The sequence below is a fragment of the Photobacterium halotolerans DSM 18316 genome (assembly GCF_000425165.1).
GTDB lineage: Bacteria > Pseudomonadota > Gammaproteobacteria > Enterobacterales > Vibrionaceae > Photobacterium > Photobacterium halotolerans.
This window is the reverse complement of record NZ_AULG01000026.1, coordinates 35232-49171: the sequence shown is the minus strand read 5'-3', so window position 1 is coordinate 49171 and position 13940 is coordinate 35232. Positions and strand designations below refer to the sequence as shown.

Sequence of the window (13940 nt, the reverse complement as noted above, 5' to 3'; positions counted from 1 at the left end):
GATGGATTCCCAACGCAATATTCTGTTAATTGCCCTGCTGTTCGTGTCTTTCCTGCTGTTTCAGCAGTGGAATACCGACACCAGCACGCAACCTCAGAACCAGACAGCTGCGCAAAGCGCGACGACCCAGGGCGATGTCCCGTCACACAGTGGCGAGAGTCAGACGATCCCAGGGCCTAGCAGTTCCGACAAGCTGATCCACATCCGCACCGATGTGCTGGATCTGACTGTTGATACTCTGGGTGGTGACATAGTTGAAGCCAGACTGCTGGCCTACGACAACGAACTGGATTCCAGCGATCCCTTCGTGCTGCTGAAAAACGAACCGGCGCACCAGTACATTGCCCAGTCGGGTCTGATCGGTGCCAACGGTATCGACTCGACCGCCGGCCGCGCGCAACTGACGGCAGCAGGCACTGACTTTGTACTGGCCGATGGTCAGGACGAACTGGTTGTCCCGCTGACTTACAGCAAAGACGGTATCGAGTACACCAAAACCTTCACCCTGACGCGTGACAGCTACGCGGTGGACGTCTCCTACACCATCAACAACCAGTCTGACGCGCCTGCCACAGTGCAGATGTACGCCCAGCTGAAACAAACCCTTCTCGATGACGGCGGCAGCCTGACCATGCCGACTTACCGCGGTGGTGCTTACTCGGCTGACGACGAGAAATACAAAAAGTACAGCTTTGACGACATGGTCGATAAAAACCTCAACCTGAGCATGAAGCAGGGCTGGGCAGCGATGATGCAGCATTACTTTGTCTCGGCGTGGATCCCGCGCACCGATGACACCAGCAATCTGTTCTCCCGTACCAGCCAGGGCCAGGGTTACATTGGTGTCCGCCTGCCAAGTACCACAGTGGCACCGGGTACCGAGCAGACACTGACGGCCACCTTGTGGTCCGGTCCTAAGCTGCAGGACAAGCTGGAAGCAACCGCCACAAACCTGAACCTGACCGCTGATTACGGCTGGTTATGGTTCATCGCCAGCCCGCTGCACAAACTGCTGTCGATTATCCATGATTTCGTGGCTAACTGGGGTATCGCCATCATCATCCTGACGTTTATCGTCCGTGGTGTGATGTTCCCGCTGACTAAAGCCCAATACACCTCCATGGCCAAAATGCGCATGCTGCAGCCAAAACTGCAGGCGATGCGTGAGCGCTTCGGCGACGACCGCCAGCGCATGAGCCAGGAAATGATGGAGATGTACAAGAAAGAGAAAGTGAACCCGCTGGGTGGCTGCCTGCCGTTAATCCTGCAGATGCCAATCTTCATCGCCCTGTACTGGGCACTGATGGAATCAGTGGAACTGCGTCATGCTCCTTTCTTCGGCTGGATTCATGATCTGTCAGCGCAGGACCCGTACTACGTGCTGCCTATCCTGATGGGTGTCACTATGTTCCTGATCCAGAAGATGAGCCCGACCACAGTAACCGATCCTATGCAGCAGAAGATCATGACCTTCATGCCTGTGCTGTTCACCGGTTTCTTCCTGTTCTTCCCGGCAGGTCTGGTACTCTACTGGCTGGTGTCGAATATCGTCACCCTGATTCAGCAGTACATCATCTTCAAACAACTGGAGAAGAAAGGCCTGCACAGCAAAAAAGCGTAAGCCTGCTTCTGAGATGAAAGATGACAAGGCGGCCTGTATGGCCGCCTTTTTGTTGCCCGCTCGCAGAGTTGGCTATCCTGATCAACACTGATTACAATAGCGCCCACGCTCAAAGACGAAAGCTATCATGATGACTCAGACAACCGACACTATCGTCGCTCAGGCCACCCCTCCGGGCCGTGGCGGAGTCGGCATTATCCGCGTATCCGGTCCGCTGGCCGGCCTGGTGGCCGAAGCCGTAACCGGACGCTGCCTCAAACCACGTTACGCCGAATACCTGCCCTTTCGGGCCGCAGACGGCACAGCACTCGATCAGGGCATCGCCCTGTATTTCCCGAACCCGAATTCATTCACCGGTGAAGATGTGCTGGAATTGCAGGGTCACGGTGGTCCGGTGCTGATGGACATGCTGATCAAACGCATACTGCAGATTGAAGGGGTACGCCCTGCCCGTCCGGGCGAGTTTTCCGAGCGGGCCTTCATGAACGACAAGCTGGATCTGGCGCAGGCCGAGGCCATTGCCGATCTGATTGATGCCAGCAGTGAAGAAGCCGCCAAGAGTGCCTTCCAGTCGCTGCAGGGCGCCTTTTCCCAGCGCGTCAATGCGCTGGTGGAAGCCCTGATCCATCTGCGCATTTACGTTGAAGCTGCGATTGATTTCCCGGAAGAAGAAATTGACTTTCTCAGTGACGGCAAAGTCAGCGCCGATCTGGATACTGTGATGGCAGAACTCAATGCGGTGCGCCGTGAAGCCAATCAGGGCGCCATCATGCGCGAAGGGATGAAAGTGGTGATTGCCGGCCGCCCGAATGCCGGTAAATCCAGCCTGCTCAATGCCCTGTCCGGCAAAGACAGCGCCATAGTCACCGACATTGCCGGCACCACCCGTGACGTGCTGCGCGAGCACATCCACATCGACGGTATGCCGCTGCACATCATAGATACCGCCGGCCTGCGCGACGCCAGCGACGAAGTCGAACGTATCGGGATTGAACGGGCCTGGGAAGAAATCCGCCAGGCAGACCGGGTGCTGTTTATGGTTGATGCCACCACCACAGACGCCACCGATCCGGCAGAGATCTGGCCGGATTTCATTGAACGGCTGCCGGACTCCATGGGCCTGACCGTGATCCGCAACAAAGCGGAGCTGACCGGTGAACCGACCGGCATCTGCCATATCAACCAGCCGACCCTGATCCGGCTGTCGGCCCGGACCGGCGAAGGGGTCGACGACCTGCGCGATCACCTCAAAGCCTGCATGGGCTTTGCCGGCACCACTGAAGGGGGCTTCATGGCGCGCCGCCGCCATCTGGATGCCCTGGAGCGTGCCGCCATGCACCTGGAGACAGGAAAATCGCAGCTGGAAGGCTACATGGCCGGCGAAATCCTGGCCGAAGAACTGCGCCTGGCGCAACAGCACCTGAGCGAAATCACCGGCGAATTTACCTCCGATGACCTGCTGGGCCGCATCTTTACCTCCTTCTGTATCGGCAAATAAAGCCGACTGCGCCAACCGCACAGCCCTGCCAGACTGGCGGGGCTTTTTTTCACCTCACAGCAATGATCAGCACGGTGATCCTGTTTAGCCACCGTGGCCAGCGCTGCGGGTACAAGATCCTGGGGGTCGGCAGCGATCAAAAGCCGTTGATAACTGCCATTTTGAGGACGATCAAGCACAGAGGATCCTTGGGATTAGCTGTTGGTAACTGAGCTAATAGACTGAAATAAATAACAATGTCGTGTGTATGCCGGTATTGCCCGTCGCCGGGTCCCCTTCCCACCCAGCCGGATGCCTGACTGTACACAGCCCCTGTCACAGCTCAGCGGCGCGAAAAGGCGGACAACAGGCACATTTTTCCAGGGGTTTTCTTATCGCCAACTCAGAGTACAATTCAGCCATTCTGACCTTTGTCTATATAAAGAGGCCCCTATGGCGACCATTACCCTAATCACAGGCAGCACTCTCGGCGGTGCGGAATATGTTGCCGATCATCTGGCCGAGCTGCTCACTAACGCCGGTCACGACACCGAAACCCTCAACCAGGCCGCCCTGGAGGAGCTGAATGCAGACCATATCTGGCTGCTGATTTGCTCAACCCATGGTGCAGGCGAATTCCCCGATAATATTCAGCCTTTTATCAACCAGCTGAAGGATCAGCAGCCCGACCTCAGTGCGCTGCAATACGGTGTGGTGGCCATTGGCGACAGCAGTTACGACACTTTCTGCCAGGCCGGTAAAGAGCTGGATCAACTGCTGGCCGATTTGGGTGCCCAGCGTCTTGGTGAACGGCTCGACATCGATGTTTCTCAGGATCCTGTACCGGAAGACCCGGCTGAAATCTGGCTGGACGGCTGGAAAAACCTCCTTTAAACCTTCCCGACTGGCGAAAATTACTCCCAATTACGCCAGTTTTTTATTTTTCTTCTGTGCATAACTATAGATCTAAGCGGTGATCAACCACTTGTTATCCAATGAACAACTTGATCATCATTTGCCCCTTGTGGATAAAGTGCCATTTAGATCCCAGGTAGTCCTTATGAAGATCCCACACACCTAACAAGAAGTGATCCTCCCTAACACCATGATCATTAGGATCAAAAGCCACTTATCCACACGATCGGTCGATCCTAATAGTAGATCCAATAAGAGATCTTCTTAAAAAGATCTTATATATATTTAGGATCTCGCCACCTGATCAATTGATCGCCAAGAGTGATTCTTTCTTGGCTGGAAACGAGGTAGAATATCCCCCCTTTGCTTCAAGCAAATTGAATGGCTAATTGATCACCTGAGGTAATTTCATGTTTTACCAGGAAAATTTTGATGTCATCGTAGTTGGTGGCGGTCATGCCGGAACGGAAGCCGCATTGGCAGCAGCACGCATGGGTGAGAAAACCCTGTTGCTGACCCATAATATCGATACCCTGGGCCAGATGTCCTGTAACCCGGCGATTGGCGGGATCGGCAAAGGCCACCTGGTAAAAGAAGTGGATGCTTTGGGTGGTATCATGGCGCAAGCCATTGATAAAGGCGGAATTCAGTTCCGTACCCTGAATTCATCAAAAGGCCCGGCCGTACGTGCAACCCGTGCTCAGGCAGACCGGGCACTTTACAAAGCCGCGGTTCGTGAAGCGTTGGAAAACCAGCCAAATCTGATGCTGTTCCAGCAGGCAGTTAACGATCTGATCGTCGAGCAAGATCGTGCTGTGGGCGTGGTGACCGAAATGGGTTTGAAATTCCGTGCCCGTAGCGTGGTATTAACCGTTGGCACCTTCCTGGGCGGCAAGATCCACATCGGACTGGAAAATTACAGCGGCGGCCGTGCCGGCGATCCTCCGTCGATCGCCCTGGCGGATCGTTTGCGTGCCTTGCCTTTCCGTGTCGATCGTCTGAAAACCGGTACCCCGCCACGCATCGATGCCCGCACGGTAGATTTTAGCCAGCTGGAAGCCCAGCATGGTGATAACCCGACCCCGGTGTTTTCTTTTCTGGGTCAACGCTCGGATCATCCGCGCCAGATCCCGTGTTTTATTACCCATACCAATGAAAAAACCCATGATGTGATCCGCAATAACCTGGATCGCAGCCCGATGTATTCCGGGGTGATTGAAGGTATTGGTCCGCGGTATTGCCCGTCTATCGAAGACAAGGTGATGCGCTTTGCCGACAAGAACAGTCACCAGATTTTCATTGAGCCGGAAGGTCTGACAACGCACGAGCTGTATCCGAACGGTATCTCCACCAGCCTGCCGTTTGATGTCCAGATGCAAATTGTCCGTTCAATGAAAGGCTTTGAAAATGCCAGCATTATTCGTCCGGGCTACGCCATTGAATACGATTTCTTCGATCCGCGTGATTTGAAACCCACGCTGGAAACCAAATTTATCAGTGGCCTGTTCTTTGCCGGCCAGATCAACGGCACCACAGGTTACGAAGAAGCCGCTGCCCAGGGGCTGCTGGCGGGGATGAATGCCGCTTTGCAGTCACAGGACAAAGAAGGCTGGAGCCCGCGCCGCGATCAGGCTTACCTGGGCGTACTGATTGACGATTTGTCGACCATGGGTACCAAAGAACCGTACCGCATGTTCACCTCGCGCGCCGAGTACCGTCTGTTGCTGCGTGAAGACAACGCCGATATTCGTCTGACTGAGCTGGGTCGCCAGTTTGGTCTGGTGGATGACCAACGCTGGTCACGTTTCAATGAAAAAATGAACGCCATCGAGCAGGAGCGCCAGCGCCTGAAAGACATCTGGATCCACCCGGGTTCCGAGCACGCGGCGACGATCAATGCGATTCTGAAAACCCCGCTGACCCGTGAAGCCAGTGGTGAGGATCTGCTGCGCCGCCCGGAAGTGACCTACGAGCAACTGACGGCTCTGGCTCCGTTTGGCCCGGCCAGCGCCGATGCCGAAGCCAGCGAGCAGGTCGAAATCCAGGTTAAATACCAGGGCTATATCGACCGCCAAAGAGAAGAGGTGGAAAAATCCCTGCGTCATGAGCAGAGCAAACTGCCGGCGGATCTGGATTACAAGCAAGTGAAAGGCCTGTCTAATGAAGTGATTGCCAAGCTGAACGACGCAAAACCGGCGACTATCGGCATGGCATCGCGTATCTCAGGCATAACCCCGGCTGCCATTTCACTGCTGCTGGTGTACCTGAAAAAACACGGCCTGCTGAAAAAAGGCGACTCGGAGGTGGCTGCGTGAAAGAGCGTCTGGCACAGCTGATTGCAAAAACTGAACTCAAGGTCACAGAACAGCAACTTGAGCAACTGGTGGGCTATGTTAGCCTGCTGCACAAGTGGAACAAAGCGTATAATCTGACGTCAGTACGGGATCCTCATGAGATGCTGGTCAAGCACATCATGGACAGCCTGGCCGTCAGCCCTTACCTGTCGCAGGGAACGCGGTTCATTGATGTCGGTACCGGCCCCGGCCTGCCGGGCATTCCGCTGGCCATCATGCTGCCCGAGAAGCACTTTACCCTGCTCGACAGTCTGGGTAAGCGGATACGTTTTATCCGTCAGGTTATCCATGAACTGAAGATTGACAATGTCACACCTGTGCAAAGCCGGGTCGAGGCCTTTATCCCAGAACAGGGGTTTGATGCTGTACTAAGCCGGGCATTTGCGTCCATGTCTGATATGGTTAACTGGTGCCGTCATCTGCCTGCTGCGCAAGGTCAGTTTATGGCGCTCAAAGGCCAGGTTACTGAAGAGGAACTGACAGAACTGCCGAGCTGGTGTTCTGTGAGTGAGGTCAAATCTTTGCATGTCCCCGACTTGGAGGGGGCGCGTCATTTAGTACTCTTGACGGCAAAGGAATGAATTAACGAGGGTGTTTCGTGGGAAAAGTCATAGCTGTTGCCAACCAAAAAGGTGGGGTGGGTAAAACCACAACCTGTGTCAATTTAGCTGCGTCACTGGCCGCCACCCAGCGTAAAGTGCTGGTGATTGATCTCGACCCGCAAGGGAATGCCACCATGGCCAGCGGTGTCGACAAGTATCAGGTTGATGCCACGGCCTATGAGCTTCTGGTCGAAGAAACCCCGTTTTCAGAAGTCGTGATCACCGAGAATGCCGGCGGGTACCATCTGGTAGCCGCCAACGGTGATGTGACTGCTGCCGAAATCAAACTGATGGAAGTGTTTGCCCGCGAAGTGCGGTTACGTACCGCACTGGAACCGGTACGGGATAAGTACGATTTTATTTTTATCGACTGTCCCCCTTCCCTCAACCTGCTGACCATCAATGCGATGACAGCGGCGGATTCTGTCCTGGTGCCTATGCAGTGCGAATATTTCGCCCTGGAAGGCCTGACGGCCCTGATGGACACCATCAGCAAGCTGGCCGCCGTGGTCAATGCCGATCTCAAGATAGAAGGCTTGCTCCGCACCATGTATGATCCGCGCAACAGGCTGGCGAATGAAGTGTCCCAGCAACTGAAAAAGCATTTTGGTGATAAGGTGTACCGCACCGTGATCCCACGCAATGTGCGTCTGGCCGAAGCCCCGAGTCATGGCTGCCCGGCCATGTACTACGATAAGACCTCCAGCGGTGCCAAGGCGTACCTGGCGCTGGCCGGAGAGATGATTCGTCGTGAGGAAACCGCGCGGGAACCTGCTCAGGTAGAGGCGTAAGCAAGCATGACCATGAATAAACGAGGCCTGGGAAAAGGCCTTGATGCACTGCTGGCCACCAGTTCGGTGGCCCGTGAGAGACAACAGGCCTCAGAGGCTGTCAGCAAGGAAGAAACGGTACCGGCCGAAGGCGCGCTGCGCGAACTGCCGGTCAGTCAGCTGCAACCGGGTCAGTATCAGCCACGTCAGGATATGTCAGCAGAAGCGCTGGCGGAACTGACTGATTCTATCCGTGCTCAGGGGGTGATCCAGCCTATCGTGGTTCGCCAACTGGCCCCGCAACAGTATGAAATCATCGCCGGCGAACGTCGCTGGCGGGCGTCGCGTCAGGCCGGCCTGTCTAAGGTTCCCTGTCTGGTCAAAGACGTGGATGATCGTGCCACCGTCGCGATTGCCCTGATTGAAAACATCCAGCGCGAAGATCTCAATGCCATTGAGGAAGCTCAGGCGCTGGAGCGATTGCAGAATGAATTCTCCCTCACCCATCAGCAAATTGCCGAAGCGGTCGGCAAATCCCGTGCTGCTGTGTCTAACCTGCTGCGTTTAAATCAGCTGGAGCCACAGGTTAAGCGGTTGCTGGCCCAGCGGCAGCTGGAAATGGGTCACGCCCGTGCATTGCTGTCACTGGTTGCTGAACAGCAACTGGAAGCGGCTCACACCGTCGTGGCGAAATCTCTGACGGTAAGGGATACCGAGCGTTTAGTGAAAAAACTGCTCACCCCTGCCCCTGAGGTCGCCCCTGTCTCTGTCGATCCCAAGGTTGAAGCGATGGAAAATCGTCTGAGTGAGCAATTTGGCACTCAGGTGGCGATTAACCAAAGCAAAAGCGGTAAAGGTAAAATAATCATAAATTTTGACGAGCCCCAGAAGTTACAGCAACTTTTGGCAATGTTAAGTTCAGAAGTGTGACCGGATTCTTACTATTTTTGCCGTAAAAATGACCACTGCGTGATCGGGATAATGTGTTATAAATTCTAACTGTTTTTTTATTGTGATTAGATTGCATTCAATCTAATGAACCGTATAATTTTCGCAGTTTTCCCAGCACGACGTATGTGTAGTGGAACGGACTCGAGGAATGAATACATGGTTTCGACGCTAGTCAGGCCGGGACGCCAATTGGCGAAGCGGTTGTTGTTACTACAATCTGGCGTCGTTTTGACAACGGCAATCATGGCAGTGTTTGCTGTCAATGTTGACTGGGGAATCTCTGCACTTATCGGTGGCGGCATCTTTGTGATAGCTAACGCCGCTTTTTCTGTGTGCGCTTTTCTCTTCGGCGGGGCCACGAAGGCCCGTCTGGTGATGGCGTCATTTTACGGCGGAGAAGTGCTGAAAATCCTCATTACAGTCATCTTGTTTTCCCTTGTCTACCTGTATGTCGAGGTGGAACTTGTTCCCCTCAAGCTGACCTATTTGCTGGCTCTGGGTATTAATATCTGTGCGCCGGTTTTATTCATTAACAACAACAAATAGGATGAGTTATGGCTGCGCCAGGTGAAGCGCTTACACCTTCCAGTTACATCACTCACCACCTGACAAACTTATCAACCGATAAGCTGGGTCTGGTGGCCGAGGGAAGTTTCTGGGCGGTACACATCGACAGCCTTTTCTTTTCTGTGTTGACGGGTGCGATCTTTCTGGGATTGTTCCGTCTGGCAGCGAAGAAGGCAACCTCAGGGGTGCCGGGTAAGCTACAGTGTTTTGTGGAAATAATGGTGGAATTCGTTGACAACAGCGTTAAAGAAACCTTTCATGGCCGCAACGCGCTGATAGCTCCGTTAGCTCTGACGATTTTCTGCTGGATTTTCTTGATGAACGTCATGGACCTGGTTCCAATCGACTTCATTCCGTATCCGGCGGAGCATTGGCTTGGTATTCCTTACATGAAGGTTGTACCGTCAGCTGATGTTAACATCACCATGGCAATGGCGCTGGGTGTCTTTGCATTGATGATCTACTACAGCATCAAGATCAAAGGCCTGGGCGGTTTTGCCAAAGAACTGGCACTGCACCCGTTCAATCACCCGGTTATGATTCCGTTCAACCTGCTACTGGAAGTAGTTTCGCTGCTGGCGAAGCCTATTTCTCTCGGCATGCGTCTGTTCGGTAACATGTTCGCCGGTGAGGTGGTGTTTATTCTTATCGCGGCGCTGATGCCGTGGTGGGCACAATGGCTGGGCTCGGTTCCGTGGGCAATTTTCCACATCCTGGTCATTACGATTCAATCTTTCGTCTTTATGATGCTGACTATCGTGTACCTGTCTCAGGCTCACGAAGACAATCATTAATACGTAAACAATTTTATTTTTTATTTACTGGCATTTAGGCCGACAACAATAAACTGGAGATAGTGATGGAAACTTTACTAAGCTTTTCTGCAATTGCCGTGGGCATCATTGTAGGTCTTGCTGCCCTGGGTACTGCGATTGGTTTCGCCCTGCTGGGTGGTAAGTTCCTTGAAGGCGCTGCTCGCCAACCTGAAATGGCTCCTATGCTGCAAGTTAAGATGTTCATCATCGCAGGCCTGCTGGATGCGGTTCCAATGATCGGTATCGTTATCGCTCTGCTATTCACATTCGCTAACCCATTCGTTGGACAGCTGGCTGGTTAATCCACGAACGTAACGGACCCATAGCTACCCTGTTTAAGGAGATGCCGTTGTGAATATGAATGCAACATTACTGGGTCAGGCTATCGCGTTTTTCCTGTTTGTGGTCTTCTGCATGAAATATGTATGGCCACCAATTATGGAAGCGATTGAAGAGCGTCAGAAAAAAATTGCTGACGGTTTGGCAGCAGCGGATCGCGCTGCCAAAGATCTCAACCTGGCGCAGGCAAATGCTTCTGATCAACTGAAAGAAGCAAAACGTACTGCAACTGAACTGATTGAGCAAGCTAACAAGCGTAAAGCTCAAATCATCGAAGAGGCCAAAGCGGAAGCGACGGCCGAGCGTGAAAAAATTCTGACTCAAGGTCGTGCTGAAATTGATGCAGAACGTAATCGCGCGCGCGATGACCTAAGAAAACAAGTTGCAACTCTGGCTGTGATTGGTGCTGAGAAAATCATTGGGCGTACTATCGATAAAGACGCTCATGCTGATGTTCTTAACAAAGTCACTGCAGAACTGTAATAGAAGGGGCAAGCACCATGTCGGAAATGACTACTATCGCACGCCCCTACGCTAAAGCAGCCTTTGATTATGCGGTTGAGAAAGGTGAGCTGGCCCAGTGGTCAGAAATGCTCACCTTTGCTTCGGAAGTCGCTAAAAACGACACCATTCTGGATGTACTGGATGGTGGTTTTGCGGCAGACAAGCTGACGGAAATCTTTCTGTCAGTGTGCGGCGAGCAACTCAACGACGCCGGCCAGAACCTGATTAAGGTCATGGCCGAAAACGGACGCCTGAAAATTCTTCCTGAAGTCTGTACTCAGTTCCTGTTCTTGAAAGATGAACTGGAAAAAACCATCGAAGCCAGTGTGATCTCTGCGGTCACCCTGGACGAAGGTCAGATGAGTGCAATCATCAGTAAGCTGGAACAGCGTCTGGCGCGCAAGGTTAAGCTGAACTGCAGTGTAGACGAGACCCTGATTGCCGGGGTTGTAATTAGAGCCGGAGACTTAGTCATCGATCAGTCAGTACGAGGCAAACTTGCCCGTCTGAACGATACTTTGCAGTCTTGATTTGGGGAATTGGAGCATGCAACTTAATTCCACGGAAATTAGCGCACTGATCAAGCAACGGATTGAAAATTTCAACGTTGCCAGTGAAGCGCGTAACGAAGGCACCATCGTTTCTGTAAGCGACGGTATCATTCGTATCCACGGCCTTGCAGATGTCATGCAAGGCGAAATGATTGAACTTCCAGGCGGCCTGTACGCACTGGCACTGAACCTTGAGCGTGACTCGGTAGGTGCTGTTGTCATGGGTCCATATGCCAGCCTTCAGGAAGGCATGAAAGTGACCGCAACCGGTCGTATCCTGGAAGTGCCTGTTGGCCCTGCCCTGCTGGGTCGTGTGGTTAACACTCTGGGTGAGCCGATTGATGGTAAAGGTCCGATTGAGACCGATACTTTCTCTCCGGTAGAAGTGATCGCACCGGGTGTAATCGACCGTAAATCTGTTGACCAGCCTGTTCAGACTGGTTACAAGGCGGTTGACTCAATGATTCCAATCGGCCGTGGCCAGCGTGAGCTGATCATCGGTGACCGTCAGATTGGTAAAACTGCCCTGGCGATCGATGCCATCATCAACCAGAAAAATTCTGGTATTTACTCTATCTATGTCGCTATCGGCCAGAAAGCGTCCACTATCGCCAACGTGGTACGTAAACTGGAAGAGCACGGTGCACTGAAGAACACTATCGTTGTAGTGGCGTCTGCTTCTGAAGCAGCTGCACTGCAATACCTGGCACCATACTCTGGTTGTGCCATGGGTGAATACTTCCGTGACCGCGGCGAAGATGCCCTGATCGTATACGATGACCTGTCCAAGCAGGCTGTAGCTTACCGTCAGATCTCTCTGCTGCTGCGCCGTCCACCGGGCCGTGAAGCCTTCCCTGGTGACGTTTTCTACCTCCACTCCCGTCTGCTGGAGCGTGCTGCTCGTGTCAGCGAAGAGTATGTAGAAAAGTTCACTAACGGTGAAGTGAAAGGTAAGACGGGTTCTTTGACTGCTCTGCCAATCATCGAAACTCAGGCGGGTGACGTTTCTGCGTTCGTACCGACTAACGTAATTTCGATCACCGATGGTCAGATCTTCCTGCAAACAGAACTGTTCAACTCTGGTATTCGTCCAGCGGTTGACCCAGGTATCTCTGTATCGCGTGTAGGTGGTGCTGCTCAGACCAAGATCATCAAGAAACTGTCTGGTGGTATCCGTACTGCACTGGCTCAGTACCGTGAACTGGCAGCCTTTGCTCAGTTCTCCTCTGATCTGGACGACGCGACCAAGCGTCAGCTGGACCACGGTCAGAAAGTCACTGAACTGATGAAGCAGAAGCAGTACTCGCCAATGTCTGTCTTCGAGCAGGCGCTGGTGATTTTCTCTGCTGAGAAAGGTTACCTGAAAGATGTTGAGCTGACTAAGCTGGCAGATTTCGAAGCTGCGTTACTGTCTTACGCCAAGAGTCAATTTGCTGAGCTGGTAGCTCAAATTGATGAAACGGGTGCGTGGAACAATGAAATTGAAGCCCAGTTCGTGAAACTGGTTGAAGATTTCAAAGCGACCCAGACTTGGTAATTGGTTGGTGATCGCATGCGATCACCAGCTCAAGGAGAGTAACGATGGCCGGCGCAAAAGAGATACGTAACAAGATCGGTAGTGTTAAAAACACTCAGAAGATCACTAAAGCGATGGAGATGGTTGCGGCGTCTAAAATGCGTAAATCGCAAGACGCTATGGAATCATCACGTCCATACGCACAAACAATGCGCAAAGTGATCGGTCATATCGCCCTTGGTAGCCTCGAATATAAGCATCCTTATTTAGAGGAGCGTGAGGCCAAGCGCGTAGGTTACATCATTGTTTCAACTGACCGTGGTCTGTGTGGCGGTTTGAACGTGAACCTGTTCAAACAAGCCATCGCAGGGATGAAGTCATGGTCAGATCAGGGAGCTGAGGTTGAACTGGCGCTGATTGGTGCTAAAGCTACAGCTTTCTTTAACAACTACGGCGGCCGTGTTGCGGCTCAGGTAACAGGTCTGGGCGATAAGCCTTCTGTTGATGAGCTGATCGGTACCGTAGGTGTGATGCTGAAGAAATATGATGAGGGCCAGCTGGACCGTTTGTATCTGGTGTACAACAAGTTTGTCAACACCATGGTTCAACAGCCAGTGATCGATCAATTGCTGCCTTTGCCTAAGTCAGAAGACGAAGAAATGAAACGCAGCCATGCTTGGGACTACATTTACGAGCCTGAGCCTAAACCTCTGCTGGATACCTTGCTGGTTCGCTATGTCGAATCTCAGGTCTATCAGGGTGTGGTCGAAAACCTTGCCTGTGAGCAAGCGGCCCGAATGGTTGCGATGAAAGCGGCAACGGATAACGCAGGTGATTTGATTGACGAACTGCAACTTGTGTACAACAAAGCCCGTCAGGCTGCGATTACACAAGAGCTGTCGGAAATCGTTTCCGGTGCGTCCGCTGTTTAAGGCAAAGAATTAATAAGTTTAGAGGA

The 13940-nt window shown here is 52.9% G+C and carries 14 protein-coding genes; all 14 read left to right on the top strand.

Translation table 11 applies throughout. From position 1 onward, the window contains the following. The first annotated feature begins 1 nt into the window (after position 1). Positions 2-1621 (top strand): membrane protein insertase YidC, encoded by a 1620-nt coding sequence (yidC, locus tag H511_RS0107460; protein WP_027251743.1) that lies wholly within the window; start codon positions 2-4, stop codon positions 1619-1621. 130 nt (positions 1622-1751) lie between these two features. Further along, positions 1752-3119 carry a tRNA uridine-5-carboxymethylaminomethyl(34) synthesis GTPase MnmE gene (mnmE, locus tag H511_RS0107455; protein ID WP_036759123.1) on the top strand — a complete coding sequence of 456 codons (1368 nt, stop codon included), beginning with the start codon at positions 1752-1754 and terminating at the stop codon, positions 3117-3119. 432 nt (positions 3120-3551) lie between these two features. Beyond that, positions 3552-3992: an FMN-binding protein MioC gene (gene mioC / locus H511_RS0107450; RefSeq protein ID WP_027251741.1), complete on the top strand. Its 441-nt coding sequence runs from the start codon at positions 3552-3554 to the stop codon at positions 3990-3992. 431 nt (positions 3993-4423) lie between these two features. Beyond that, positions 4424-6328: a tRNA uridine-5-carboxymethylaminomethyl(34) synthesis enzyme MnmG gene (mnmG, locus tag H511_RS0107445; protein ID WP_027251740.1), complete on the top strand. Its 1905-nt coding sequence runs from the start codon at positions 4424-4426 to the stop codon at positions 6326-6328. Then, a complete protein-coding gene (gene rsmG, locus H511_RS0107440; protein ID WP_027251739.1) occupies positions 6325-6948 on the top strand; it encodes a 16S rRNA (guanine(527)-N(7))-methyltransferase RsmG in 624 nt (207 codons plus the stop codon). The genes mnmG and rsmG overlap by 4 nt, the downstream gene beginning before the upstream one ends. 17 nt (positions 6949-6965) lie before the next feature. Then, positions 6966-7760, top strand: a complete 795-nt coding sequence (locus H511_RS0107435; protein ID WP_027251738.1) for a ParA family protein — start codon at positions 6966-6968, stop codon at positions 7758-7760. Between the two features lie 12 nt (positions 7761-7772). Next, a complete protein-coding gene (locus H511_RS0107430; protein ID WP_027251737.1) occupies positions 7773-8669 on the top strand; it encodes a ParB/RepB/Spo0J family partition protein in 897 nt (298 codons plus the stop codon). A 177-nt stretch (positions 8670-8846) separates the two neighbouring features. Next, positions 8847-9236, top strand: coding sequence for a F0F1 ATP synthase subunit I (locus H511_RS0107425; protein ID WP_027251736.1), 390 nt, complete (start codon positions 8847-8849; stop codon positions 9234-9236). An 8-nt stretch (positions 9237-9244) separates the two neighbouring features. Next, entirely contained in the window at positions 9245-10051 is an 807-nt protein-coding gene (gene atpB, locus H511_RS0107420) for a F0F1 ATP synthase subunit A (protein ID WP_027251735.1), read from the top strand. A gap of 65 nt (positions 10052-10116) precedes the next feature. After that, positions 10117-10374: a F0F1 ATP synthase subunit C gene (gene atpE, locus H511_RS0107415; protein WP_005302247.1), complete on the top strand. Its 258-nt coding sequence runs from the start codon at positions 10117-10119 to the stop codon at positions 10372-10374. A 49-nt stretch (positions 10375-10423) separates the two neighbouring features. Further along, positions 10424-10894 (top strand): F0F1 ATP synthase subunit B, encoded by a 471-nt coding sequence (gene atpF / locus H511_RS0107410; protein WP_027251734.1) that lies wholly within the window; start codon positions 10424-10426, stop codon positions 10892-10894. Between the two features lie 17 nt (positions 10895-10911). Beyond that, positions 10912-11445, top strand: coding sequence for a F0F1 ATP synthase subunit delta (atpH, locus tag H511_RS0107405; protein ID WP_027251733.1), 534 nt, complete (start codon positions 10912-10914; stop codon positions 11443-11445). Between the two features lie 16 nt (positions 11446-11461). Then, positions 11462-13003 carry a F0F1 ATP synthase subunit alpha gene (atpA, locus tag H511_RS0107400; protein WP_027251732.1) on the top strand — a complete coding sequence of 514 codons (1542 nt, stop codon included), beginning with the start codon at positions 11462-11464 and terminating at the stop codon, positions 13001-13003. Positions 13004-13047: 44 nt separating this feature from the next. Beyond that, positions 13048-13914, top strand: a complete 867-nt coding sequence (atpG, locus tag H511_RS0107395; protein WP_027251731.1) for a F0F1 ATP synthase subunit gamma — start codon at positions 13048-13050, stop codon at positions 13912-13914. Positions 13915-13940: the final 26 nt, after the last annotated feature.